This window comes from Methanoculleus frigidifontis (assembly GCF_030464345.1).
In the GTDB taxonomy this organism is placed as follows: domain Archaea; phylum Halobacteriota; class Methanomicrobia; order Methanomicrobiales; family Methanoculleaceae; genus Methanoculleus_A; species Methanoculleus_A frigidifontis.
Genome location: NZ_VCYH01000016.1, coordinates 1 through 25,329 on the forward strand (window position 1 = coordinate 1; position 25,329 = coordinate 25,329).

Sequence of the window (25,329 nt, forward strand, 5' to 3'; positions counted from 1 at the left end):
GCGGTAGCTCTCGAGAAAATCCAAAAGAACCCCTAAAGGCAAGAGTTCAGGAAGAAAGCGGCTCAGCAGTGGCGGAACGAAAGAGCAAATCCTTGATGGAAGAGAGGGTTAATCGCAATTCTCGTATATGATAAACGAGAGAGATCTCTATTTTGTCGTCGGCATGCATTCGCTCCAGCCAACATGGCTGATAATAGGACTGTACTACCCTCCTAAAGGTATTAAGCAAGAAACTAGACAGGAAACTCATAATCAAACGCTAGATAAGTGGTTTCAATAGCGGAGATGAGAAATAGTTGGCCTTTATCCTGGGGTATCGCATGGGAGGAGGGGCTGGCCCCCTCCTGCCAGAGAATATTGGGACAACCTCTATCGCAACAACCCCCAAAACCCCCACCCTCACAGAAGCCTTCAGACGGCCGATCGCGACCCCGTCCATACCAGACATCATCCGGAAATTACCCGGGCTCATATCGCCGCTACGGCCTCGCGATCCTGCCGCCAATCAGGAATCGGAGCACATTCCTCCGCCCTCTGCAAAGCCCCGGATCCGTCATCCGGAACCTTCGCCGAAATCGAAAAAGACCGCCGGATTACCCTCCGTTCAGAGCGAAGAGAGGGCGACCCCCGGCCCCTGCGGGGGGGGAACCCTTCTTCGCTCTTCGATTGCACAGGTGCACCCGGTGACGCACTTCTGCACCGGGGTGTGCAATCGGAAATACCAACGCTCAGGCAGTATGCCGGAAAACGGGAGGCAGTCCGCCAGAATCCCCCGGCGTTTGCACCCGCCGCGGATTCACGCACCCCGGGAGACCCGCTGCCGGCACTCCCAGGCCTGCTCCGAGTTCCTCCAGGGTCTTGCGACAGTTGCAACCATTTGCACCCGTTTGCGACATCGTGTCGCAAATAAAACTGCCCGAATTACACCCTATTCTCGAAACGTACTCTGTACTGGAGAAGAAGGATCGCATTTGCGACAGACCCGGAGCACAGAGCAGAGCACTGGCCACCGGTGCCCGACGCTTCCTCTCTCTGCTCCCCGGATCCGTCGTAAACACGGGCCGGGGGGACGGGCAAAAAGCCGTTCCTGCCCCCTGCCTGGAAAATCCAGCCGGAACGCCGCCGGAAGGTTTTGCGAAACCATGTCGCACGTGTGTCGCAAACCGTCGCAACTTCGCAACTACGCCCGCCCCTCCCGGGAGAAGGAGCGGCGTCGCCGCGCACCGCACAGCTCAGCATGGGAAGACGCGGGGTAAAATGGTTCCCTGACCGGAGAGAACGTGAGCAGCATGGCCGGAACTCTCCGGCGGTATCGCCCCGCCGCTGCCGTCGACAGGTACATCGTGCACAGCACCAGGCCGCTCAGATACCCCGGCGTACACCACGCAACGTCACTCATCGGAGGCCAATTCTGCCGGGCGACATCGATTGCCGGCACTGCCACTGTTTTCCCCCGACAGGTACACCATCTCCCGGAGCAGAGACACACCCGGCGTGAGAAGAGGAAGTCTGTTGCTTGTGCTGTGTTCTCCGATTCTGGTGTACATCAGTACTAGGAGATACGTTTTTAGTACCTGTGCACAGAGTAGCAGAAGATTCCTCCTCATTCTCTCCGTTCTGATTGCGACAACGCGTGGTGTACATGCGGTGTACATCTGCTGTCGCGATGTACCCGACCACCGCCGCCGGCCACCACGGGGACACTCACCCCCCCGCTACAAACAGTTACCCTTTTTCTCCCCGAAACGAATAGTAGAGTAGCATTCCTTGCGCACCGGAAACATTTCCGGTGCACAGGAGGAGATCTGTCGATGGAAGGCCCGCTCAAATTCACCAATCATCGCATCGAGGAGTACGCCCTGCAGGCGACGTACAATCCCGAAGAGAACACCGGGACTATCATCTACAACCTCTCCCTCATCAGGCCCGACGACCTCGACCTCGCCGTCGCGATCCTCAAAGACGCCCAGAAGACCGGCCTTCTGATCAGCGACCGCGTCCGGATCGCAGAAGCCGGCGAGACGATCGCCGACTACACCGTGCAGCCGGACACCTGCGCCATCTGCACGATGTGCAGCATCACCCTCGACGCCCTGCTCCTCCGCCGCGGCGTGCCGCTCAACCCCATCGGCGGCGGCGTCGTGGAGATCGAGGCGCACGAACCCCGCCGGTTTACCAGCATGATCCTCTACCGCGACACCACCCTCGACCCGCTCGAGGTGCTCATCTCCCAGGAGACCACCTCCATCCAGAGCGTCATGGAAAACGGCACCGGCACCATCCTCGCAAACATGCGGGAGTGCCACATGGAAGCGGAAGGCCTCATGGCCTCCACCCTCGACGAACTCGTCGCCAGCGGATTTGCCGGGATCCTGGACGTCGGCGCGCCGAACGTCCCGCTGCTTGGGGTGCCGGTCAGCCCGCAGTATCTCGGGGTGACGATGGTCGGCGGCACCAACGCAATGGCGGCGATAAAAGAGGCGGGGCACTGGGTCGTCACCCGTGCCCTCAAAGGGCTCATCGATATCCGGGAGATCGGCTACCTGGACGACTACTGATTGGAAAGCTTCACCCAGTCCCGGATATTGGTCCAGTACCGGCTGAAGAACTGGACGAACCCCGGCGACTCCGAGTAGAGCGCCGACGTCTCTTCCCCGGACGAGCCCATCCAGACCAACACTTTTGCACCGTCGACGATGAAGACGCCTGCGTTCTCCATCGGCGGGTGATTCTCACACTGCTCGTGCTTCATGCAGTGGCGGTGCACGTGGACGGCCACGCCCTCCGGCACCTCTCCCTCCCAGAAGTCGGTGACGACCTCGACGGCGATTGCGCCCCGGGCCTGCCGGAGAAGCGGGAGGATCGTTTCGGAGAGGAGATTCCAGTTGGCGACCATCCGTATCTCCTTCCCGGCGTTCCGGATGAGATCGGTGAGCCGCCCCTGGATATTCTCCTGCCCGTAAATACTCCAGATGAACTCCTGGTCGGCACGGTGTTCCTCGGCCTTCTCCCGGTAGATCGCGGTGAGCGCCTCGCGGGCCTGGGCCGCATCCTCCTCGATCCGGTGCATGAGCGAATCGATACCGTCGTCGGGGGGAGTCGCGTTGAACCGCTTCGGGCTCGTGTGTGAGACGCTGACGAGGCTCTTCTGCATCAGCCGGTCGAGGACCGGGTAGACCGACGCGCGGGGCACCCCGGAGATCTCGTGGATCTCCGTCGCCGTCGCGCCCGCCACCCGCAGAAGACCGATGTAGACCAGGGCTTCGTACTTGGTTAAACCCAGAGATTTGAGAGATTCGATGATATGTACAGGGATCTCGCGTGGCTCGCTCATCCCATATGTATATATAATGACGGGAAATAAATGTTGTTACGACAAAAACAACAATGGTGATCTGATGAGAAGACAGCAACTCCTGGTACTGGCCCTTCTGATCGCGGCGCTCGTCGCGCCGGCGATGGCCGCAGACCAATACCTCTACGGCAGCCCGTCGCTCTCTGCGGCGATCGCCGGTACGAACGAGTTCTCCCCCGGAGATACCGTCACACTGACGGTAACCCTGACGAACAGCGGCCTGAACACCTACAAGTTCGTCGACCCGACCGCCGTCGCCCGTGACGACCTCCCGAACACCGCGAAGATGGTCACCGCAGGCCTCGGCACCACCGGCGTTCCGATCACCGTCATGTCCGACCCGCAGTTCCTCGGCGACATCCCCGGCGGCCGGAGCGCAACCGCGACCTATAACGTCCGGGTTGCCAAAGATGCCGCCCCCGGCACCTACCAGGTGCCGCTCCAGGTGACCTACACCTACCTCGGCTCGGCGGAGCAGTACAGCGACAGCGTCCGGTACTACTATGACACAAAGACCGAGACGATCCCGGTCGCCATCGTCATCAAACCCGACCTCCTGATCGACGTCGTCGACGTCACCTCCGAGTATCTCAACGTCGGGACCGAGGGCTACGTCCGCATGACCCTGAAGAATACCGGCTACGAGACGGCGCACGCCGCGGTCGCCCAGATCGTCCGCAGCGGCACGAGCCCGATCGTCCCCACCGATGCATCCGCCTACCTCGGCACCTTCGCCCCGGGCGAGACGGTGGACGTCACCTTCAAAGTCGCGGTCTCCACCGAGGCCGAGACGCAGGCCTACCCCCTGAACGTCCAGGTCACCTATGAGAACAGCGACGGCGACACCGTCGCCACCGAGACCACCACCCTCGGCCTGCCGGTCGGCGGCAAGACCGACTTCGCCGTCGCCTCGACGACCGCCTCCCTCACCCCGGGCGCCAAGAGCGTCCTTGAAGTGGTCTATCGCAACATCGGCGACACCACCGTCTACAACGCACAGGCACGGATCAGCGCCATCGACCCCTTCACCAGCAACGACGACACCGCCTACCTCGGCGACCTCGCGCCCGGCGACGAGGCGACCGCACGCTTCGAGGTGAACGTCGATGGCGACGCGACCCTCAAGCCCTACGGCCTCGACTCCGAGATCCGCTACCGCGACGCCCTCGACAACAGCCAGATCTCCGACACCATGAAGGTGCAGGTCGACCTCGTCCCGCGGAGCGATTCACCCTTCACAAACCCCCTGGTGCTCGCCGTCCTTGCAGTCGCGATCCTGGGTGGAGGGTATTATATACTGGTCTACCGTAAGAAAAACAGATGAACGGATACTGGAAGGGTACCCTCCCGGAACCGCAGGTGCGGACAATAGGTGATATGCGGGGCGTGCTCGCCGACCCGGACTGCGCCGCCGCTGCCGATCAACCCCTCTATTTTATGTATCGCCACCTCGCCCTCTCCGAGGACGATCGCCGGTGGCTTGAGGAGCAGCACCTCAGTTACGACATCACGGTCATCCCGCCGCAGACGCTCTGCGGCGAGTACGTCAAGACCAAAGGCCACTATCACATCGAGAACCCGGAGGGTGTCGGATACCCGGAGATCTACGAAGTGCTGGAGGGAGAGGGGCACTACCTCCTCCAGAACCACGATGCAAGCGACGTCATCATGATCCGTGCCGTCGCAGGGCAGAAAGTGCTCATCCCCCCGGGCTACGGGCACGTCACCATCAACCCGGGGAAGGAGGACCTGGTCATGTCAAATCTGGTCTCGACCGAGTTTTCGAGCGACTATGCCCCCTACGTCGAGAAGAGCGGGGCTGCCTACTACGAGATGGAAGGGGGAGCGCTCGTGAAGAACCCCGCCTACCCCCACGCAAGCCCGGTCCGGCACCTCGCACCCGTCGAGGTCTCCGAGCTCGACCTGACGCGCCGAACGCCCCTCTACGATCTGGTCGGCCGCCCGGCCTCGGTGGCGTTCCTCAACCACCCCGAACAGTTCATGCAGATCTTCGCGGGCCTGACCGAGTACCCGGTTCCCCGCTAAACCATCTCATTTTCCGGCGCCACCGCAAAGACGACGGAGTTTGACGGATACGCCGTCCCGGCGGCGACGACCGTCGCCCGTGCGGCGTAGAATCCGGGCGAAAGATCTGCAGGGTCGATGACGGCGAGAACCGTCCGGTTCGCCGTCAGTGCGCGCTCCGTCAGGCCAACCCCGCTCGGCCCGGTCAGCGTGATCCGGACGGCGCCCCCTGCCGGACGTCCGTGCGTCAGGACGAGGTCGACCGGCCGGCCGGGGGCTATCCGCTCGCCCATCACCGACGCATCCGGCGATCCGTCCAGAACGACGTCGAGGCGGGGGGAGCCGGTCACGTTCACCCACTGCCGCCCGACGGTATAGACGCCGGTTACCCCGTCGACCGCTCCGGCGGTCAGGTCGAAACTGCTCCGGTTCGGAACGGCGATGCTATTGTCGGGGCCGGAGACCCCCGTATGCACCAGGCGGTCGCTGCCAGCGGGCGCACCCGCAAAGAGCGGCGTCAGGTCCAGGTTCTCCTCACCGACGTAGACCGTATCGCCGCTCGAGACGACCCTGCCGTCGGCGGCCGCCGGAACGGCGATGCAGAGCAGCAGAAGCAGGAGCAGAGCTCGGTGCATGCATCTCACCCGTCGGCCCCGGGTGACCGGCACCCTCTTTATACTTCCGGCGGGCGTCACATCAGGCGGACGAACCGCTTCAGCATCTCGTTCTCCCCGACGGCGATCACCGCATCGCCCGGGCGGATCAGGTCGTCCGGAACCGGCTGCACGGTCGAGCCGTCCGGCCCCTCGACCCCGACGATCCGCACCCCGGTGCGCCGCTCCAGCGCCGTCACCGTCACCGCCGCCTCCCGCGTCCGGGACTTCATCACGACCTTCCGGCCGTCCGGCAGCTCCAGCAGGATCCGGACGATATCGGCGAGGATGATCCCGGCGATCACCTGTCCGCCGATGACCGGCAGCAGAGCGACGTAGTCGGCACCCGCCCGGTAGAGCTTATCGACCGATGAGGGTTCGTTCGCCCGTGCGAGGATCCGGATCCGGGGACTCAGGTTCCGGGCCATCAGGGTGGTGAAGATATTGACGGTATCGTCGTTCACCGCCACCACGCAGAACCGGGCGTCCTCGATCCGGGCATCCTTCAGCACGCCCTCGTCCTCGACGTTGCCCACGACCTCGGCCACGTCGTACGGTTTCTGGTCGACCACGATGCCTGCGATGCCGGAGGCGGCGAGCTCGCGATGCGCCGCCCTGCCGACGTCCCCGAACCCGGCGATCACCGCACGCGCACTGCGTTCCGTGCTGTGGACGAACTCATCGTCGATCATCGCCGCGATCGCGTCCGCCGGGCCGAGAATGAAGAGCATGGTCGAGGTGTCGATGCGATCCTCGGCCTTCGGCACCGGCACGAACCGGCCGTTCCTCCAGAAGAAGAGCACCTCCGCCCCGTAGGCCTCGATCAGCGCGAGCTGCCGGAGCGTCTTTCCCGCGGCCGGCGAGCCCTCCATGATCGGCACCATCACGAGGCGCAGCGAAGTATCGGACCCGGGCCGGGCGAAGGTCGCCTCCTCCGGCTGCACCGCCTCGGAGAGCATATCCACCTCCGGGCGGAGCACCGCGTGCCGGGCAAGGATCCGCCCGGTCGCGTTCTTCGCCGAGAGGACGTAGTCGGCACCGGCGTAGCGGAGGTAGCGGTCGAAGGCGAGGTCGTCGACCATGGCGATTATGCGGGCGGCGGTCACATCCCGGATCCCGAGAATGACCGAGGCGGTCGTCCGCTCCCGTTCGGTGACGACGACGGTGGAGGCGTTTTTGACCCAGACACCCTTCCACGTCGCCGGGTCGGCGTAACTGCCCCAGACGACGTGCACCTCCCCGCGGTAACGGCGGTCGAGGTCACGCGCCAGCGCCTCGTCGTCGACGACGACGACCGTTTCAAGGTCAGAGATCATCAGGCTCTCGATGAGCGAGCGTACGAGCTCGGAGAACCCGACGACGACGACGTGGCCGTCGACCTCGTGCGGCGTCCGGCGGGGCGGGACCGTGTGGACGAGCTCGGTGATGTAGGGCGCCAGCAGCAGCGGGATGAACATGAAGATCATCACCACCCCGGTCAGCATCACGACGATCGCAAACATGACCGTTGCCTCGTTCTCGAAGGGCAGGAACTCCCCGTAGCCGGTCGTCGTGACCGTCTCGAGGACAAAGAGCAGGGCATCGGCCCAGGTGATGCGGGTTCCCTCCCAGACCGGGTAGAAGGTGTGAAACAGGATGGTGTAGACGATGATCTGCGCTGCGAAGAGAGCGAGGTAGAGGCGTATCCGCACCGACGACGGGGCGTTCGCGATCCGCCAGAGAAGACTACGTCCGGCGATACCCTCTCACCTCGTCCAGGATCCGGCAGCACCGGCAGACCTCGCCGGCAGGCTCGCCGCACCGTTCGCAGATCCGCATCGTCCCGGCGGGCGCCGCCGCCCCGCCCCGGAGCTCCTCCCCGAGGTTTACGAGGGCGTTTTTGGTCGCTGGGTGGTGCCAGGAGTACTCGTCGAGCAGGCTCCGCACATCGCCCCGGAGAGCGCTGTGGGCGTACGGGCAGCCGGCGAGGTCGAACCCCTCCACGTGCAGGAAGGCGTAGAGGGCGACCTCGCGCTCCGGAATGTACATGAGCGGCTTGATCCGCGGGACCATCCCGGCAACCGGGCGCATCGGCCGGCAGAGCCGCTCCGCGTCCCCCCGCAGGACGTTCATCAGCACCGACTGCGCCTCGTCATCCAGGTTGAACCCGAAAGCGAGCTTGGTCACGCCGCGGTCGCGGGCGAACCGGTTCATGAGCGCACGGCGGAGCACCCCGCAGTAGGAGCAGGAGAGACGGTGGCCCTTCCGGCGGACGATCTCGTCGAGGGTGATTCCGTACTCGTCGGCAAAAGAGGTGGTCACCCACTCCACGCCGATCGTTTCCGCTATCCCGGCCGCATGGCGCGTGTTCCGGTAGCCGCAGATCCCCTCGTCGATGGTGATCGCCATCAGGCGGACGTCCCGCCGCTCACAGAGGAGGCGGTGCAGAAAGAAAAGGACGGCGCTGCTGTCTTTGCCGCCGGAGAGCCCGACCGCCACGGTATCCCCTGACTCGATCCAGCGGTGCTGCCGGATCGCCCGTTTCGCCTTCGTCTCGAAGTCGCGGATAAAGTGCTCCTTACAGAGGTGCAGCCCGGAGTAACGCTGGTAGAGGATCGCCTCACGGTGGCACTTGCTGCATTTCATCTCTGCCGTCCCGATCACACTTTTATCACCCAAACACATAAATGGTGTAGAACATGCCCGTTCCTGCAGAATACGTGCGCTCCCTGCACGCCTACGAACTCGCCGTTCTCCGTGCACTCGAGCGCCTGATGCGACGGCACCAGTGGGTCCCGTTCGACATCCTGAAATCGGCCACGCACCTCTCGGAGTCCGAGCTCAACTACCGCATCGGCAGGCTGATGTCCATGGACATGGTGCGGTTCGAGAAGGTGCCCTACGAGGGCTACGCCCTGGTCTTCAACGGCTACGACACCCTCGCGCTCACCACCCTGACCCGCAAAGGCACCGTCCAGGCGCTCGGCTGCCTGATCGGCGTCGGCAAGGAGTCGGAGGTCTACGAGGGGATGGGGCTCGGGGTTGTGGTGCTGAAGTTCCACCGCGTCGGCCAGCGCTCGTTCCAGTCGGCACGCCTCAAAAGAGGCTACATGCCCGAGGCCGGGCACTGCCCCTGGATCTTCGCGTCGAACCTCTCGGCGCGGATGGAGCACGAGGCGCTGACGACCCTCCACCCCGCGGTCTCGGTGCCGCTCCCGATCGACCTGAACCGGCACGTCGTCGTCATGTCCTTCGTCCCGGGGGTGAACCTCTCCCAGGCGGTCCTCGAAGAGCCGGGCACCGTTCTCGACGAGATCCTGCAAAACGTCGGCGCCGCTTACCGCCACGGGATCGTCCACGCCGACCTCTCCGAGTACAACATTATGGTCGACGAGGAGCAGTGCTGGCTGATCGACTGGCCGCAGTGGATGGAGACGGCGCACCCGAACGCAGACGAGATCCTCAGGCGGGACATCGAGAATGTCCTCCAGCACTTCCGGCGGAAGTACGGGATCGCGTATGCCCTCGGCGACGCCGTAGACCAGGTGGTCGGGTGAAGATATTCGGGATCGACATCATCAAAGGATCGGTCCGGTCGAAGTCACGGCGGCCGCTCTACGCCCTCTACCGGATGGAGGACGGTGAGATCACGGACGTCACCGAAGTGACGGAGTTTCGGCTGATGCGACTCCTCTCTGCCGAGGAGCCCGACATTCTGGCCGTCGACAGCATCCAGGAGATCGCGACCGACCAGCACGAGCTCTTCGCGTTCCTTCAGGCCCTCCCGCCGCGGACGCGGCTCGTGCAGGTGACCGGGGGCGAGCGAAAAGAGTCGCTCCCCAAAGTCGCTTCCCGCTACAATATCAGTTTCAATAAGTTCGACCCCTACGCCGAGGCACGCACCATCGCCCAGGTGGCGTCGCTCGGCGCCGGCGTCGAGGTGATCGCGTTTGAGAACACCACCGACATCGTGGTGAGCCGGCACCGCTCGCCGGGGAGGGGCGGGTGGAGCCAGAACCGCTACGCCCGCAAGATCCACGGCGGGGTGATGCAGAAGGCCCGCGAGATCGAGATGCGCCTGAAAGGGGCGGGGCTGCGCTACGAGAAGAAGGAGACGAAGGCCTTCGGCGGGTTCTCCCGCGTCGCGTTCACCGTCAACGCCCCGCGGGACATGGTGCCGGTGCACGCCTCCCGCGGCGCCGACGTCCAGGTCCGGGTGACGGGCAGGAGGCTCGACCGGATCCGCTACGAGCAGCGGAGCGGCAGGCCGCGGTTCCTGATCGTCGGCCTCGACCCGGGCACGACGACCGGGATCGCCGCTGTCGACCTCGACGGCAACCTGGTGCACCTCACGAGTTCCCGGCAGATGACGATGTCCGACATCGTCGAGGAGCTCTACCGGGCCGGAAAACCGCTGATCGTCGCCTCGGACGTCCAGCAGATGCCCTACTCGGTCGAGAAGATCCGGCGGGCGTTCAACGCCATCCCCTACACCCCCCGCCAGTCGCTCTCCGTCGAGGCCAAATACGACCTCACCGCCCCCTTCTCCTACACCAACGACCACGAACGCGACGCCCTCTCGGCGGCGCTCGACGCCTACCGGAGCAGCAAGAACAAGTTCCAGAATATCGCGAAACGGGTGCCGCCGGGCGTCGACCTCGACGAGGTGCGCTCACGTGTCCTCCGGGGGCAGGCGCTCGACCAGGTGCTCGCCGACCTGCGGGGCGTCCCGCCGGCGGCCGAGGAGACGGCGCCGACGGTGCCGGTCGAGCGGAAGGTCGAAGACGAGCGGGTGGTCGCCCTCGACGGCATGGTGAAGAGGCTGCGGGGCTACGTTGCCGAGCTGCAGGAAGACCTCACAGAGCGCGACCGGGAGATCGAGCGGCTGCGGCAGACCGTGCGGCGGGAGCGTTCGGCGACCGAGAAGAAACTGCAGAAAGACGCCGATCTCGCGACGAAGGACGCGATCATCGAGAGCCTGAAGCGGCAGCTCAAGAACGAAAAGCGGCACGCACGGCGGCTGAAGAAACGGCTCGACCGGACACGGGCGATCGCCGAGCTCGAACGCGCCGAAGACGTCACGCCGGTCAAAGTGCTCGACGCCCTCACCCGCGACGCCGTCCGGAGCCTCGACGAGGCGCTCGGCATCGGCGAGGGAGATCTCCTCTACCTCCAGCGGATCAACGGCTGGGGGCGGGCGGTCGTCCGCGACCTCGCCACTGCGGGCGTGCAGGCGCTGATCGTCGGGGAGGAGACGGCCGAAGGCCTCGACCCCCAGCTCGTCCGGGAGTTCCGGGAGGCGGAGCTGCCGCTGATCCGCGGTGCAACGGCACGGGTCGAGGTGCGGGGCAGGACCGGGGCGGTGAAGACCGATACGCTCGAAGAAGCGCTCCGGGACTGGGAGGAGGAGCAGAAGCAGTACCGGCGGGAACTCGAGGCCGAACGGGTCGAGTATCTCTTCAAAGAGTACCGGAGCGAGCGGGAGAAGGAGGTGCGCCGCGGTGGATGACCGCGACCTCCTCGCCCGGGTGCAGGCGGTCATCGGCCGGGAGCAGACGCTGGACGACTGCGCCGTGCTCCCGCTCGGGGGCGAGTACCTGGTCGCGACGACGGACATGCTCCACGAGACCACCGATTTTCCACGCGGGATGACGCCGTGGCAGATGGGCTGGATGGCGGTCGCGGTCACCATCTCCGATATCGCGGCGATGGGCGCTGACCCGAGAGCCGTCCTCCTCGCCATCGGCCTCGACGATGCCGAGAGGCTCCTTCCGATCATGGAGGGCGCCCACGACTGCTGCAGAGCCTTCGGGGCCGAGCTCGCCGGCGGCGACCTCGATGCCCACACCGAGCTGACGATCGTCAGCAGCGGGATTGGGACAGTCAGCCCCGAGCACCTCGTCCGCAGGCGGGGCGCCCGCCCCGGCGACGTCGTCGCGGTCACCGGACGGCTCGGCGAGGCGCAGGCGGCGCTGGCGGGCTACGACCACCTCACGCTGAGACTGCTTGAGCCGCAGCCCCGGGTCGCCGCCGGCCGGGCGCTCGGGCGGGCCGGAGCAACGGCGATGATGGACATCTCCGACGGCCTCGCCCTCTCGCTCTACGACCTGCAGGCGGCGGGCGGCTATGGGTTCGCCGTCGACACCCGCCGCCTCCCGCTCCCTGCCGGCGTCCCGGAGAAGGAGGGGTGCGAGTTTGCGCTCTACGGCGGCGGGGACTTCGAGCTCCTCTTCACCTGCCCGGAGGACATCCTGCCGGTGCCAGGCGTGGAGGCGGTCGTCGTCGGCAGGGTGATCGAGGAGCCCCGGGTGCTCGCCGACGGCGCGGTGCTGGAGCGGCGGGGATACCAGCACCGCTGGAGCGGCGAAGGGTGATTCAGGCTCCGCTCCGGCCGAGACGCCGCCACTCCCACAGGATGTAGATGAGGCCGATCACGAAGAAGACGAAGAGCGAAGCCTCCGTCACCAGGATCCCGACCGTGCTGCCGAGATAGACGGCAACGAAGTCCACGACCGTGTGCCAGAGCACCGCGAGGGCGAGCAGCAGCGGCCGGGCGTAGACCACCGAGGCCAGCACCAGGAGCGACCAGGCGATGTGGAGGGTGATCGTCATGATCCGCTCGAGGAGGCCGGGCAGAATATCGAGCGGCGTGAGGGCGAGGAGGGCGCCTGCCTGCTGCGTCACCACCGGGTCATCCGGCAGGAAGACCATGTTGCCGGAGGTGAGGACGATATAGGAGACCATGGCCGAGAGCACCAGCAGCGCGACGAAGATGCTCTCGATCCCGCCCCACCCGGCGCCGAACATGAGCCCCTGCTCGCGCCGGAGCGGGATCGACCGGCGTGGGAAGAAGTACCGGAAGACGAGCCAGCGGCCGACCTCCTCAAAAAGCCCGGCCATCAGCCCGAGATAGAGGGCGAGGCCGGCAAGGGCGAGTGTCTCGGTCTGCAGGAGATCCTGCAGGAAGAGATAGAGCGGCCCCTGGGTGACGAGGACGAGGGGTGTGTGGAAGACCTGCACGACGACGAAGAAGAGGGCGCCGTAGCCGAAGACCTTCCAGGAGACGCCGAACCTGCGGACGATCCACCACCCGAGCAGCAGGGGGATGGCGATCTCGAGAAGAACGACGACTGCAAACGTGGCGACGACGAGCGGGTCCATGCACTCCAGGTATCGTGCTTCTCCTATTTGAAGCCTGCAGGGTTGCAGGGCCGAAAAATCGTTACCAATCGGAAAATGTTAAACGCAGGAAGATCCATCTCTCCGGAAGAGGAATCCCGTATGCTTGATGAAAAAACGATCGAGACTGTCAAAGCCGCTCTGCAGGACTACGCAGCCGCCTACAGCCGCTGCGATGCGGAGAGCGTCCTCGCGCTCACGGCGCCGGAGTTCATGGCCTTCGGGTCGGGATCGGACGAAGTCTGCACCGACCGCGACGAGTATGCAAAGGGGCTTGAACGCGACTTCATCCAGTGCGACGACCTTGTCATGGAGTTCGACGACATCCGGGTCGCCGGGGTCGGGGACGCCGCGTGGATCGCCGCCGGGTGCACGATCACCCCGACGTTCGAGGGCAAGAGCGAGCCGCTCCGCGGCCGGATGACCGCGGTCTTCCGGCGGGACGGGGAGCGCTGGCTCTGCACGCTCACGCACTTCTCGCTGCCGTGCAGCGAGCAGGAAGAAGGCGAATCGTCCCCCTCTTCCGAGTAATCCCTTTTTTTGCCGGCGGCAGATCAGGTATATGCAGGGTGCGGCACAATAGATGGGTATGGCCACCGGCAGGCATGAGAACAACTTCGACGCCCTGCGGCTCGCCGCCGCGACGATCATCGTCGTCGCTCATGCCTACTCACTCTCCGTCGGCTACGCCAGCATCCCGGCGGGCGACCCGGTCATCCTGGTCGGCTGCGCGGCGCTCGGTGCGCTCTTCGTCACCAGCGGCTACCTGATCACTGCCAGCTGGGAGACGACGGCAACGGCCGGGCAGTTCGTCTGGAAACGGTTTCTGCGGGTCGTGCCTGCCCTCGTGCCGCTGATCTTCGTCACGCTCTTTGTTATCGGGCCGGTGATGACCAGCCTTCCGCTCTCCGGGTACTTCGCCTCCCTCTTCTCGCTGCAGGGCATCCTCTCGGTGCCGTTCTTCGAGAACGGCGCGATGCTCGGACTTTTCCAGGAAAACCCGGTGAGTTTCGTCAACAGCTCGCTCTGGACGATCCCGGTCGAGGTCTTCATGTACGGGATCGTCGCCGTCTGCGGCGTGACCGGCCTTCTGCGCCGGCGGGGGGTCGTCCCGGGGCTGATCCTCCTCAATCTCCTGGTCTGGATACCCTGGTACGCCGACCCGCGCCTCGGCAAGGTCCGGTTTACCCTCTACTTCCTCATCGGCGCCTACCTCTACCTGCACCGGAACCGGATCGTCTACGACGCACGGGTGGCAGGTCTGCTCCTTGCCGTCCTCGCCCTCTCCACGCTGACCCCGTACGTCACCGCCGCCGGGGTGCTCTGCATCCCCTACCTGACACTTTACGCCGCACACGCCCCGATACCGCTCCTCAGCGGCGTCGGAAGGGCGGGCGACTTCTCCTACGGGATGTACATCTACCACTATCCCCTCCAGCAGGCGGTGATCCAGGCGACGCAGGACGCGCTCGCGGTGCCGGTGCTCGCCGCGCTCTCGCTCGCGATGACCTTCCCGCTCGCGTTCCTCTCCTGGCACCTCGTCGAACGCCGGGCGCTGGCGCTGAAGAAGACGTCCGCCGGCGAGGTCGTCCGGGCATACCGGGTGCGTGCGGAGGCGCTCCTCTATCCCGGCGGCGGGATCCGCCGGTAACGGCACCTATTATCCCGGACCGGCGCATAGAAGTACGAACGATAGAGGAACGAAGCGTATGCCGTACCATTTCGCCTCCCGCATGGAGAAGACGCCGAAATCATTCATCCGCGAGATTCTCAAAACAACCGAGCGGCCCGAGGTCATCTCGTTCGCAGGCGGGCTCCCGAGCCCCGCCCTCTTCGCCGTCGAGGAGCTGGCGGCGGCCGCACAGGACGTCATGGCAGAGGCAGGCCGGGCCGCCCTGCAGTACAGCACGACCGAGGGCTACCTCCCGCTCCGCGAGTTCATCGCCGGCCGCTACCGGCGGCGCCTCGGGCTCGCCATCGACCCGGACGAGATCCTGATCACGAACGGCTCCCAGCAGTGCCTCGACCTTATCGGGAAGGTGCTCCTCGATCCGGGCGACCCGCTCCTCATCGAGCGGCCCGGCTACCTCGGGGCGATCCAGGCGTTCTCCCTCTACGAGCCCGCGTTCCGTTCCGTGCCGCTCATCGATGACGGCCCCGATACCGCCTGCCTTGAGGCGATGCTCGAGGAGGCGCCGGCGAAGCTCTTCTACGGCGTCCCAAGCTCGCAGAACCCCTCCGGGATCACCTACTCGGCGGAGAAGCGGCGCGCCGTTGCGGCTCTGCTTGCCGGGACCGGGACGATCTTCGTCGAGGACGACGCCTACGGCGAACTTCGGTTCGACGGAGAGAGCCTCCCCTCCCTCAAGAGCTACCTTCCCGATGCAACGATCATCACCGGCTCATTCTCGAAGATCGTCACGCCCGGCCTGCGGCTCGGGTGGATCGCTGCGCCCGGCGAGATCATGGAGCAGATCACCGTTGCGAAACAAGCCTCCGACCTGCACTCGAACTACCTCGCCCAGCGGATCATCGCCCGCTACCTCGAGACAAACGACATCGACGCCCACATCGCACGAATCACCGACGCGTACCAGGCACAGCGCGACCTGATGATCGCCATGATCGAGGAGGAGTTCCCGGACGGTGTCAGCTATACCCGGCCGGACGGCGGGATGTTCCTCTGGGTCACCCTCCCGGAGGGCTGCCCGACGACGCAGCTCCTGGAGGAGGCACTCCGCCAGAACGTCGCGTTCGTGCCGGGCAGGGCGTTCTACGTCGATGGGGGCGGCGATACGGCGATGCGCCTGAACTTCTCGAATGCGGACGAAGAAAAGATCGTCGTGGGGATGCGCCGTCTCGGGGCGGCGGTCCGCAGGTTCATCGGGTGAACCGCCCTCACAGCATCTGTTCCAGGATCTCCGCAGCGCTCCGGACGTACGCCGGACAGACCTTCCGGGTAAGCCCCTCCTGCCGCGCCCGTTCGCGCCCCTCCGGCGTCGCAAGATCGCACCCGAGCAGCGCCGGGCAGTCGACCGCGCCATGCCGCCGGGAGAACTCCGCGACGAACTCCTGCACCAGGGCGTAGGTCTTCGCCTTCGCCTCTTTCTCGTCCGGCGACGTGGCACCGTAGGCGAGACCGAGGACGATCACGGCGCCCGAAACGACACCGCACGTGCCGCCGGTCTGCCCCATGCCGCCGCCGAACCCGCTCGCGACCTTCAGCGCCTGCTCGTCGGTGAGCCCGTAGTCGCCGGCGAAGACCGAACATACCGCCTGGGAACAGCTGAACCCTTCCGAAAAGCGGGATACCGCTTCATCTACCCTGCTCATGATACTCTCCTGGAAGAGGAGGTACGAGAGACAAGAGCATTATTCTTCCCCACCGAAGGGGCTCCGCCCCTTTGAAAAACCCCGGGGCGACCCGGCGGTCGCCGATGGGCGGTTGAAGATTTTTTCGTCGGTAGGGATTTATAGAACGGGGATGTATCAACGGATCGTTCGGCCTCCCCCACAGCGGGAGGAGGTCATCAGGAAAAGGGGGGATTTTCATGACGAGAAAGATAGTGCTGATCTTCGCGGCTCTGCTGCTCGCGATCTGCCTTGTGCAGGCTGCAGGAGCGCAAGAACGCGGCGCATACACCGAAGTAACGGCGGAGAGCACGGTCACGGCGGTGGCCATCTCGGGCGACGGCGTGCTCATCGCCGCCGGAAGCGCCGACGGAGCGGTCGTCGGCCTGAACGAGACCGGCACCGTTCTGTGGACGTACGAGACGGGAGAGAACGTCAGTGCGGTCGCCGTCTCGGATACCGGCCCCTCCATCGCGGTGGCGACTGAGAACGGCACGGTGACGTTCCTCGACGCGGACGGCAGCCGGGTCTGGTCGTATCCCACCGATGGGCCGGTACGGTCGCTTGCGATCACCGAAGACGGCCGCTACGTCGCCGCAGGAAGCGGCCGGGTATACCTCTACACCTACCTTGGAGAAGCGCTCTGGAACGTCTCGACGGGTGACGCCATCCGGTCGGTTGCCATCTCACAGGACGGCCAGTACATCGCCGTGGGAACCGATAACGGAAGGATCTCACTGCTCGGACGACGCGGAAACATCCTGTGGGAGAACCTTGCCCGGGGCGTCGTCCCGGACGTCGGGATCTCCGCTGACGGGACGGTCATCGCGGCGGGGAGCGCCGACGACAACCTCTACGTCTACAGCCGCCAGGGCGGGCTTCCCTGGATAAAAGTCACCGGCACCCCGATCCTCGCGTTGGCGCTCTCCCGCGACGGGCGGTACGTGGTCGTCGGCAACCGGGGCGGCAACCTCCAGTTCTACCAGGCCGGGGCCGACCAGGTCTTTACCGAGATGCTGGACGATGACGTCCTGGACGTCGCCATCGCAGACAACGGCAACGCGGTCGCCGCCGGCACGGCGAACGGCACGGTCGCCTTCATGCGGACCCGGACCGGTGCGAACTGGACGTTCCCGGCAGGTGCGCCGGTCACGGCGGTCGCGCTCAGCGGCAGCGCCGATCTGCTCGCCGCCGCGGCAGGGAACAGCACCCTGATCTTCCGAACGGCGGAGACGCCCGTCCCGACGACGGCGGCACCGACCGCGGCGGAGACGACGACCACAGCCACGCCGACACCGACCGCCGGTGGGGAGGGACTGCTCCTCGGCGCGGCGGCATGTGCAGCCGTAGCGCTGCTGATTGGGCGAAAGAGAAGATGATGAAACCGACGGGGGTTATTTCATCCCCCGCATGTGAAGCCCGAAGGGATTTTCGGAGATCTCCGCGGACTTGAGCGGCGTTCCGGCCGCCATCGCGGCAAGCTCGCTCCGGGTGTACGCGGCGTCGATCGAGGTCTGCAGTCCCGGCCGCATCTCAGGCGGCCTGACGCTGACCTTCATGAACCAGGCGACGGCGGGGTTCAGGTCCCGCTTCAGGTCGCTGACGTACCACCTGCCGCCGGGCTTCAGGACGCGGTATATTTCACCGAAGGCCCGCTCCGGGTCGCTCCACTCGTGCAGGGAGCCGTTTGAGAAGACCGCATCGAACGTCCCGTCCGCGAACGGGATCTCCTCGACCCGGGCATGCGTATACCGGGCCCGCGAGGCAAGCCCGTACTCTTCCGCGTTCCGCCGGGCGGTGTCGATCATCTTCCGGCTGATCTCGACCGCCGCAAGATCGGTCCCGTCGATCCTGCGCAGCCACTCGAGCCCCAGGTACCCGGGCCCGGGGCCGAGCTCCAGTGCGCGACCGGCGGCGATCCCGGACGCGATGATATCGTCGGTTGCAATCAGGCCTTTATCCCGCAGGTGCCGCTGCATCCGGTCGAAGCGTTCGACGTCGAGCTCCCCCTGGATTCCCTGGTCGGTCTCTTTGATTCTTTGTTTCATGCGGATTCGCCTTCTCTACGCGGAGGGGATCATGCGATCGCCGCGTGTTTCTTCAGGATGTTCTTCAGCCGTGTCTGCGAGATGTAGCGGTCGGCCAGAGCGGTCCCGTCGTGGATCAGGTTGAAGACGGCGTATATCGAGGGAGCATTCTGGGCCTGCTCTGCGGTTTCGAACTGTGTGAGCGTGAGTTCGAGTCGGTCCACGATCGTTGGATCCAGTTCACTGATGAACCGTGCGACCCACGGACACTGGTTGGAGTAGACGATCTGCCATCCCTGGTAGTTCCCCAATTGCTCTCTGTAGTCCCGAAACTTCGGCAGGAGCCCTTCTTTCAGCGGCTTCACCAGCAGCTGGTCTTTGCCGTCTTCTTCGGTGATCGCAAAACCGTTCTTCAGGAAGAGGTTTCGGGTTGCCATGAACGGACCGTCGCTCGCAACAACGGCAACGCCCAGTTTACCGTCCGCATCCTTGATGCATTCCCGTATCAGGTCTGACCCGTATCCCTTCTGTTTGTAGCTGTTCGGACTCACCCCGATGCAGTGAATGAAGAGATAGCCTTCGGCGTCCACGGCCCGCCAGGCATATTCTCCGGGGACGTACTCGATGAAGCCGTGGATCTTCCCATCCGTTTCGTCATACAGGACTTTGACTTTGAGACCTTCGGAAAACCTCCCTTTCAGCCATTCCCGTTTTATGTTGTATCCTTCATTCTTCGGATTGAGAAAGCAGGTCGGTGGGCATTCGTCGATGTTCTGCGCCGTAACGTCGACGATGCGGGGGGGCATTTTTACCAGCTCCTTCTTTCGTGCACACATTCGGGCTTTCCGCTCTTCGTACGCACTGATGTTGTGGTTCCTGCACGGCGCATACCTCTTGCATGAGGCTCAACGCTGCCGGGCAAAATACCTTTCATAACCATCTGCCGGAGGGTGCCGCAGGCAGCTCCGGCAGGAGGAGAGGAGAACCCGGGCGACCGTCCTGTCGCCTGCGGACATATGGAGGAACGCCAGAAAAATCGTTTGGAACGAGAAAACGACGTCCCGGCGGGATCCGGGCGCGCGGCATTTCCAAGCGAAACAAAGGGGTTTTCGCCCTGCGGGTCGCTCTCAGGCGTCCTTTGGCCTTCCGCAAATTTCTCACGAAGCGTTCGAGGATAAAACGGCTCAGAAGGAGGTATTTTGATCAGAAAAGCCCATATACGCCGCAAAAGGGCTCCGCCCCTTTCAGAGCATCACGGCATCCTGCGGTCGCCGATGAGCGCTAGGGGGACGGATAGACGACAGGATGGAGAAAGAAAACAGTGGACTCGGCGGGATTTGAACCCGCGGCCTTTACTCTTGCGCACCGAAGGGGCTCCGCCCCTTTCGAAACCCCGGGGCAACCTGGCGGTCGCCGACGGTTGTTTGAAGAAGTAAGAGAAGCACAAAACGAAAGAAGAAATTATGGACTCGGCGGGATTTGAACCCGCGGCCTTTACGTTGCGAACGTAACGATCTACCCCTGATCTACGAGCCCGGAAAAGAGAGATCAGAGTATGATCTCGATATCTAATTTTTCTGCCAGTTCCTTATATCTGTTCCTGATCGTGACCTCGGTCACCCCTGCCACCTCGGCGACCTCGCGCTGGGTGCGCCGCTCGCCGCCGAGGATCGACGAGATATAAATCGCGGCTGCTGCGACGCCCGTCGGCCCTCTGCCGCTCGTTAACTCACGTTCGCCTGCCTGCCGGAGGATCTCGACGGCACGGCTCTGCACCTCGCCCTTGAGATTTAAGCCCGAGCAGAAGCGCGGGACGTAGTCGATCGGCGAGGTCGGGAGGAGCTTTAACCCGAGCTCGCGCGAGATGAACCGGTAGGTCCTGCCGATCTCTTTCCTGGAGACCCGGGACACCTCGGCGATCTCGTCGAGCGTCCGGGGAACGCTGCACTGCCGGCATGCCGCATACAGCGCGGCCGCGGCGACACCCTCGATACTCCGGCCGCGGATCAGGTTCTTGTCGACGGCGTCACGGTAGACGACCGCAGCGGTCTCACGGACGTTCCGCGGCAGGCCGAGTGCGGAGGCCATCCGGTCGAGCTCGGAGAGCGCGAAGGCGAGGTTGCGCTCCGTCGCGTTCGAGACACGGATACGCCGCTGCCACTTCCGGAGCCGGTAGAGCTGCGCACGGTTCTTGCTGGAGATGGCACGGCCGTATGAGTCGCGGTTCCTCCAGTCGATCATCGTTGAGAGACCCTTATCGTGGATCGTAAAGGTCATCGGGGCACCGACACGGGACCGCTTCATCCGCTGGTCGTGGTCGAAGGCACGCCACTCCGGGCCGCGGTCGATGAACTCCTCGTCGAGGACGAGACCACAGTTCTGGCAGACAAGCTCGGCGCGCTCGTAATCCTGAACAAGCTGGCGGCTCCCACACTCGGGGCAGGTAGACTGGACCGACTCTTCGGTGCGTTTCTTCTCCTTCTCTTTGACCTGCTGTTCCCCGCGTTTCTTCAGGGCCTCACGCTGCAACTGCAGCTGTTTCAGCTTCTCAACTTCAGTCATGAATTATTTCACCTATTTTGCAAAGATCTTCTCACCAACGTGCGTGGAACAGTCGTCGTAGCAGAGAACTGCGGCGTAGGGAGCTGATATATTACCAAAGACATCAACGACTTTTCCTACGGGCTTCATTCGCCTATCGACAACCCTGCTATGGAGGCGGGGGAGGTGTGCCGCATCGCATCGCAAGATTAACAAGCGACTACCGCACACACGTATTGAACGCCCGATGAATTTCAAACTGCAACCTCTTGAACGCACTGTAGCTAGGCGTATTGAGTAACATATATATATTGGACAGAAGAGTATATAAACCTTCTGACAACCTATAAATAATAGTTAGATTCGATGCAGGAAGCGTTTTATGTCCAGGGAGAGCGCCTCCCGACACTCCGCCTCCGTCATCCCTGCTCCCAGCGCAACCGCTTTTCGTGCCCCGGCCGTCATCAGATCGGACGGCGCATGTGCGTCCGAATCAACCGTAACAACGCACCCTGCCTCCCGCGCCATCAGGAGGACGTGCCCGTTCGTCCGGTTATGCCCTCCCCGCGCGGTGATCTCAAGAGCAATCCCCATCGCCGCCGCGCTCCGCGCATCCTCAAGGCTGATCAGCCCGGGGTGCGCGAGCACGTCGACGTACTCGCAGGTGCAGGCCGCCTGGTTCGTACCCGGGGCGACCGGCTCGATCGTCGTCTCGCCGTGCACCACGACGATATCGGCTCCCCGCTGTTTTGCCGTCCGGGCGAGCAGCGGGATCTCGGACGGCGGGACGTGCGTCAGCTCCACGCCGACGAGGACTTCAACCCCGTACTTCCGGGCAGACTCCTGCACCGGCCGGAGCTCGTCGATCAGGCGGGCCGTGTTCGTGCTGTCCGCATGGTCGGTGATCGCGACCGTCCGGTAACCGAGGACGGCGCACCGGCGGACGAGCTCGATCGGGAGGAGCTCGCCGTCGCTGCAGATCGTGTGCGTGTGAAGGTCGTACATGCCTGGGGTGCTCACTTCCGGTGCGGCAGGAGGCGCGCCACGTCTCTGATGAGGTCCTCTTTGCTCCGGTCCCAGTTGGCGATGACGCGGCCGCCGCGCTCCGCCCAGTGGCCGGGATGGCTCTTCTCCTCAACGTGATAGGAGACCTTCAGCTGTTTCAGCGCCCCCTCGATATCGGCGAGGGCGGGGTTCTTGACCGCCATCGGACGGGGAACCCTTCGCCCCTCGCTGCGCTGCAGGCCGGCATCGAAGTAGCAGGGATACAGGATGCGCTCCGGGCTCATAATTGTACACGTTTAGGCGTTAATCTATAAAAGATCATGATCAAGTACACTGTATGCATCACATCGACGTCCACATCGAGAAGGACGTCTACGACGTCAACAATCGCATCGCCGACGCCACCGCCCGGCACCTCAAAGAGCATGGCGTCCGGGCATTCGACCTCCTCGGTGCGATCGGCTCGGGAAAGACCGCCCTTATCGAGCGCCTGGTTCCCCTCCTGAAAGAACGCGGCCTATCGCCCGGCGCGATCGCGGGCGACGTCTACGGCGACGACGACTTCAAGCGGATCGTCAGCCTGGGCATCCCGGCATACAATGCGAACACCGGCAAGGAATGCCACCTCGACGCCCACCTGGTGGAGCACGCCATCGACCACCTGCCCCTCGACGAGATCGATCTCCTCTTCATCGAGAACGTGGGGAACATGGTCTGCCCGACGGACTTCCGTCTCGGTGCCGAGAAACGGATCGTCGTCGTCAGCTCGACCGAGGGCGACGATGTCGTGAACAAACACCCCATGATGTTTCGCGAGAGCACGATCGGCGTGATCAACAAGATCGACCTGGCACCGTTCGTGGGCGCAGATCTCGACCGGATGGAGAGCGACATGCACCGCTACAACCCGGAGATGCAGGTCTTCCGGACGAACCTGAAGACCGGCGAGGGGCTCGAGGGTCTGCTCGGGGCGATCCTCCGCTGATCAGCACGGTTTAAATATCTTTGATTCGAACATTTATAGCACTTTAACGATGAACCGCTCCCCCGGGCCGGGGATCCGTTTCAATACAATCATACGGTGGTCATATGCAGTGGCAAGGTAGATCAGTACGAAAGGCGACCGGCGGTCGCTACCGCCCGTCCCAGGGCAAGAGGCGCTCCGAGATCGGACGCGCCCCCGCAGAGACGCACATCGGCGAAAGCCGCAGGAAACTCGTTCGCACCTTCGGCGGCAACCAGAAGGTGCGGGCGCTGCGTGTGAACTACGCAACCGTCTCGAACCCCGCAACCGGCGAGACCAAGCGCGCCGCGATCCAGACGGTCGAGGCAAACACCGCAAACCCGAACTACGTCCGGCGGAACCTCCTGACCAAGGGAGCCGTCATCCGGACCGAGCTCGGACGCGCACGTATCGTCAGCAGGCCCGGTCAGGACGGCGTTGTCAACGCGGTCCTCATCGAGTAATACCTTTTTCAAATCTGGAGACAGCCCGGGAAAGCCGGGGCATTTCTTCCAGCATTTCACAGCTTGATAGAGCCCCAGCCCGCGGCCTTGAGCCGGACGAGCTTGACGAGACGACCTCGAATCCGTCGGCGGGAAATGCATCGCACGTAAGACCATGCTCCGCCGGGCGGCCGCACGGTATCGTCGTGCCGGTCTCCTGCGCGCAGGGCATGCACGCCGTCTGCGTAGACTACGACCTTCACCTCCACAGCGTCGGCGTCGCCCGGGAACTCTCGTCGAGGTGGAACGCCGCCCGGTAGCGCCCGGTCATATTGCCACGACCGTCCCGCGGAGCTCTGCCGTAACCGTTCCCTTCGCCAGGTAGCGCTCCAGCGCATCGATCGCACGGACCTCACGGTGCTGCCGGCCCTGCCCGTACTGCTCCGGCACCCCCTGGACGGTGACGAATGCGGCGGTATACCTTCGGTCAAGGTCGAGCGGCCTTCCCCCGACGAAGAACTCCTGGATCCGGTGTCCGGCCGGGTTTTCGAGCTTGCAGTAGATGTTCAGCCCCAGGCACCGCTTGACGTAGCCGCCCATCTGGTTGTAGGGGTCGCGGGAGAAGGTATGCTCCAGGTTCTCTTCCATCATCGCCAGGAGCTCGCTGCCGGTGATCCCGACGGTTGAGACCGGCGGATTCGTGGGGATGATGTTCCAGAGGTCGTTCACCGTGACCGGGCCCGGCCTGACCGGCGCCCCGTAGCGCCAGCCGTTCGAGAACGCGAGATCCGCACCGGTCAGGTCCTGCAGCGCCTGGAGCAACAGGTTGTCCATCGTCGCCTCGAGCACCGTGCTGCGGTTCAGCGCGGTCGCCGTCCTCCCGACCACCCGGTCAAGCTCCGCGCGGTGCGGGTCGAGGGTGCGGCTTGCCATCTCCTCGACCTCCGGGTCAGGCCGGATTCCCTCGTCGACCGTGAGGAGCCGGTGCGCGTGGTGCATAATCCGCCCGCCCTCGACTTCGATGTCCAGCCTGCCGAGGAACGAGCCGTGGCAGCCCGACTGGATGAGGATGGTGCCGTTCACGATGACGGGCGCAAAAAGCCGGTTATGGGTGTGCGCCGAGAGCAGCACGTCGATCCCGTCCACCTCCCGCGCAAGCTTCACCTCCTGGGGAAAGCCGAGGTGCGAGACGACCAGAACGAGGTCGACGCCCTCCTCGTCGCGGAGATGCGCGATCTGCCCGGGAAGTTCCTCGTTTCCGAGCGTGAAGTGGATGCCTTCGGAGAAGGAGGGCGGCATCGTCTTGTCGACGATCGTCGCGGCGATCCCGACGACGCCGATCTGAAGATCGTCGGTCTCGCAGACAGTATAGGGCGGAAAGACGAGATCGCCGGTTGCATCGTCGTAACAGTTGACGGCAAGCATCGGGTAGCTGAGCCTGCCCGCCACCTCGCAGAACCGCTCGGGCCCGTAGGCGAACTCCCAGTGGGCGGTCATGCCGTCGAAGGCAAGGGCGTTTAAGATCGGGACGAGCGCCTCGCCCCGCGTCTGCACCGCCCCGTAGGTGCCGTGGATGGTGTCCCCGCAGTCGAACGCCAGCACCTCGCCCGGCCGCTCGCTCCGGATCGTCTCAAGGAGCGTGGCGATCCGTGCATACCCCCCCGCCATCCGGTACTCGGCGTGATCGCCCACCCAGAAGAGCTCGGGGTGGAGCTCCAGGTAGCCGTGGGAGTCGTTCATCTGCACTATCGTCAGCCGCTGCATGGTG

At 64.3% G+C, this 25,329-nt stretch carries 24 protein-coding genes and 1 tRNA gene; 12 read left to right on the forward strand and 13 right to left on the reverse strand.

All coding sequences use genetic code 11. From position 1 onward, the window contains the following. Nucleotides 1-1,811: 1,811 nt before the first annotated feature. The gene (locus tag FGU65_RS15145) at nt 1,812-2,558 is read left to right on the forward strand and encodes a DUF128 domain-containing protein (RefSeq protein ID WP_301665342.1); all 747 of its coding nucleotides are present in this window, start codon (nt 1,812-1,814) and stop codon (nt 2,556-2,558) included. Here FGU65_RS15145 and FGU65_RS15150 read toward each other — a convergent pair. Then, a complete protein-coding gene (locus FGU65_RS15150; protein ID WP_301665343.1) occupies nt 2,552-3,334 on the reverse strand; it encodes a TrmB family transcriptional regulator in 783 nt (260 codons plus the stop codon). The genes FGU65_RS15145 and FGU65_RS15150 overlap by 7 nt on opposite strands. 64 nt (nt 3,335-3,398) lie before the next feature. On the opposite strand from FGU65_RS15150, the gene FGU65_RS15155 reads away from it, so the two are divergent. Both FGU65_RS15155 and FGU65_RS15160 read left to right on the forward strand, forming a co-directional pair. Continuing rightward, the gene (locus tag FGU65_RS15155) at nt 3,399-4,679 is read left to right on the forward strand and encodes a COG1361 S-layer family protein (RefSeq protein ID WP_301665344.1); all 1,281 of its coding nucleotides are present in this window, start codon (nt 3,399-3,401) and stop codon (nt 4,677-4,679) included. Further along, on the forward strand, nt 4,676-5,401 hold the full coding sequence (locus FGU65_RS15160; protein WP_301665345.1) for a glucose-6-phosphate isomerase family protein: 726 nt from the start codon (nt 4,676-4,678) through the stop codon (nt 5,399-5,401). The genes FGU65_RS15155 and FGU65_RS15160 overlap by 4 nt, the downstream gene beginning before the upstream one ends. Here the strand turns inward: FGU65_RS15160 and FGU65_RS15165 are convergent. Genes FGU65_RS15165 through FGU65_RS15175 form a run of 3 tightly spaced genes read right to left on the reverse strand, consistent with a single transcriptional unit; the run spans nt 5,398 to nt 8,676 of the window. Next, nucleotides 5,398-6,015 (reverse strand): hypothetical protein, encoded by a 618-nt coding sequence (locus FGU65_RS15165; RefSeq protein ID WP_301665346.1) that lies wholly within the window; start codon nt 6,013-6,015, stop codon nt 5,398-5,400. The genes FGU65_RS15160 and FGU65_RS15165 overlap by 4 nt on opposite strands. A 56-nt stretch (nt 6,016-6,071) precedes the next feature. Next, nucleotides 6,072-7,724, reverse strand: coding sequence for a potassium channel family protein (locus FGU65_RS15170; RefSeq protein WP_301665347.1), 1,653 nt, complete (start codon nt 7,722-7,724; stop codon nt 6,072-6,074). 34 nt (nt 7,725-7,758) lie between these two features. Beyond that, on the reverse strand, nt 7,759-8,676 hold the full coding sequence (locus FGU65_RS15175; protein ID WP_367652394.1) for a TIGR00269 family protein: 918 nt from the start codon (nt 8,674-8,676) through the stop codon (nt 7,759-7,761). A gap of 35 nt (nt 8,677-8,711) precedes the next feature. On the opposite strand from FGU65_RS15175, the gene FGU65_RS15180 reads away from it, so the two are divergent. From FGU65_RS15180 to thiL, 3 genes are read left to right on the forward strand one after another with little or no spacing between them, the layout of a single operon-like run. After that, complete coding sequence (locus FGU65_RS15180) at nt 8,712-9,569, forward strand: serine/threonine-protein kinase RIO2 (RefSeq protein ID WP_301665348.1); 858 nt, start codon at nt 8,712-8,714, stop codon at nt 9,567-9,569. Continuing rightward, a complete protein-coding gene (locus tag FGU65_RS15185; protein WP_301665349.1) occupies nt 9,566-11,521 on the forward strand; it encodes a DUF460 domain-containing protein in 1,956 nt (651 codons plus the stop codon). The genes FGU65_RS15180 and FGU65_RS15185 overlap by 4 nt, the downstream gene beginning before the upstream one ends. Continuing rightward, nucleotides 11,514-12,386, forward strand: coding sequence for a thiamine-phosphate kinase (thiL, locus tag FGU65_RS15190; protein ID WP_301665350.1), 873 nt, complete (start codon nt 11,514-11,516; stop codon nt 12,384-12,386). The genes FGU65_RS15185 and thiL overlap by 8 nt, the downstream gene beginning before the upstream one ends. Nucleotide 12,387: 1 nt before the next feature. Here thiL and FGU65_RS15195 read toward each other — a convergent pair whose 3' ends face one another. Beyond that, nucleotides 12,388-13,173 carry a YhfC family intramembrane metalloprotease gene (locus FGU65_RS15195; RefSeq protein ID WP_301665351.1) on the reverse strand — a complete coding sequence of 262 codons (786 nt, stop codon included), beginning with the start codon at nt 13,171-13,173 and terminating at the stop codon, nt 12,388-12,390. Nucleotides 13,174-13,293: 120 nt separating this feature from the next. Between FGU65_RS15195 and FGU65_RS15200 the strand changes: the two genes are divergently transcribed. The 3 genes from FGU65_RS15200 to FGU65_RS15210 are packed head-to-tail and all read left to right on the forward strand — an operon-like array spanning nt 13,294 to nt 16,082. Then, entirely contained in the window at nt 13,294-13,722 is a 429-nt protein-coding gene (locus tag FGU65_RS15200; RefSeq protein ID WP_301665352.1) for a nuclear transport factor 2 family protein, read from the forward strand. A gap of 58 nt (nt 13,723-13,780) precedes the next feature. After that, entirely contained in the window at nt 13,781-14,842 is a 1,062-nt protein-coding gene (locus FGU65_RS15205) for an acyltransferase family protein (protein ID WP_301665353.1), read from the forward strand. Nucleotides 14,843-14,900: 58 nt separating this feature from the next. Continuing rightward, complete coding sequence (locus tag FGU65_RS15210; protein WP_301665354.1) at nt 14,901-16,082, forward strand: aminotransferase-like domain-containing protein; 1,182 nt, start codon at nt 14,901-14,903, stop codon at nt 16,080-16,082. Nucleotides 16,083-16,089: 7 nt separating this feature from the next. On the opposite strand, the gene FGU65_RS15215 is transcribed toward FGU65_RS15210, so the two are convergent. Then, on the reverse strand, nt 16,090-16,524 hold the full coding sequence (locus FGU65_RS15215; protein ID WP_301665355.1) for a C-GCAxxG-C-C family protein: 435 nt from the start codon (nt 16,522-16,524) through the stop codon (nt 16,090-16,092). 218 nt (nt 16,525-16,742) lie between these two features. Between FGU65_RS15215 and FGU65_RS15220 the strand changes: the two genes are divergently transcribed. After that, the gene (locus FGU65_RS15220) at nt 16,743-17,921 is read left to right on the forward strand and encodes a WD40 repeat domain-containing protein (RefSeq protein WP_301665356.1); all 1,179 of its coding nucleotides are present in this window, start codon (nt 16,743-16,745) and stop codon (nt 17,919-17,921) included. Between the two features lie 15 nt (nt 17,922-17,936). Here FGU65_RS15220 and FGU65_RS15225 read toward each other — a convergent pair whose 3' ends face one another. The 6 genes from FGU65_RS15225 to FGU65_RS15250 all read right to left on the reverse strand — a co-directional run bounded on the left by FGU65_RS15225 (nt 17,937) and on the right by FGU65_RS15250 (nt 22,399). Beyond that, nucleotides 17,937-18,590 carry a class I SAM-dependent methyltransferase gene (locus FGU65_RS15225; protein WP_301665357.1) on the reverse strand — a complete coding sequence of 218 codons (654 nt, stop codon included), beginning with the start codon at nt 18,588-18,590 and terminating at the stop codon, nt 17,937-17,939. 29 nt (nt 18,591-18,619) lie between these two features. Beyond that, entirely contained in the window at nt 18,620-19,375 is a 756-nt protein-coding gene (locus FGU65_RS15230; RefSeq protein WP_301665358.1) for a GNAT family N-acetyltransferase, read from the reverse strand. A 658-nt stretch (nt 19,376-20,033) separates the two neighbouring features. Then, nucleotides 20,034-20,105, reverse strand: a tRNA-Ala gene (locus FGU65_RS15235). Between the two features lie 12 nt (nt 20,106-20,117). Further along, nucleotides 20,118-21,131 (reverse strand): transcription initiation factor IIB, encoded by a 1,014-nt coding sequence (locus FGU65_RS15240; RefSeq protein ID WP_301665359.1) that lies wholly within the window; start codon nt 21,129-21,131, stop codon nt 20,118-20,120. A 336-nt stretch (nt 21,132-21,467) separates the two neighbouring features. Further along, nucleotides 21,468-22,115 carry a histidinol phosphate phosphatase domain-containing protein gene (locus FGU65_RS15245; RefSeq protein ID WP_301665360.1) on the reverse strand — a complete coding sequence of 216 codons (648 nt, stop codon included), beginning with the start codon at nt 22,113-22,115 and terminating at the stop codon, nt 21,468-21,470. An 11-nt stretch (nt 22,116-22,126) separates the two neighbouring features. Further along, entirely contained in the window at nt 22,127-22,399 is a 273-nt protein-coding gene (locus FGU65_RS15250) for a signal recognition particle subunit SRP19/SEC65 family protein (RefSeq protein WP_301665361.1), read from the reverse strand. A gap of 53 nt (nt 22,400-22,452) precedes the next feature. Here FGU65_RS15250 and hypB point away from each other — a divergent pair, with 53 nt between their 5' ends. Both hypB and FGU65_RS15260 read left to right on the forward strand, forming a co-directional pair. Continuing rightward, the gene (hypB, locus tag FGU65_RS15255; RefSeq protein WP_301665362.1) at nt 22,453-23,100 is read left to right on the forward strand and encodes a hydrogenase nickel incorporation protein HypB; all 648 of its coding nucleotides are present in this window, start codon (nt 22,453-22,455) and stop codon (nt 23,098-23,100) included. Between the two features lie 104 nt (nt 23,101-23,204). Next, nucleotides 23,205-23,582: a 30S ribosomal protein S8e gene (locus FGU65_RS15260; RefSeq protein ID WP_301665363.1), complete on the forward strand. Its 378-nt coding sequence runs from the start codon at nt 23,205-23,207 to the stop codon at nt 23,580-23,582. 306 nt (nt 23,583-23,888) lie between these two features. Here FGU65_RS15260 and FGU65_RS15265 read toward each other — a convergent pair whose 3' ends face one another. After that, nucleotides 23,889-25,325 (reverse strand): bifunctional metallophosphatase/5'-nucleotidase, encoded by a 1,437-nt coding sequence (locus FGU65_RS15265; RefSeq protein WP_301665364.1) that lies wholly within the window; start codon nt 25,323-25,325, stop codon nt 23,889-23,891. Nucleotides 25,326-25,329 lie beyond the last annotated feature (4 nt).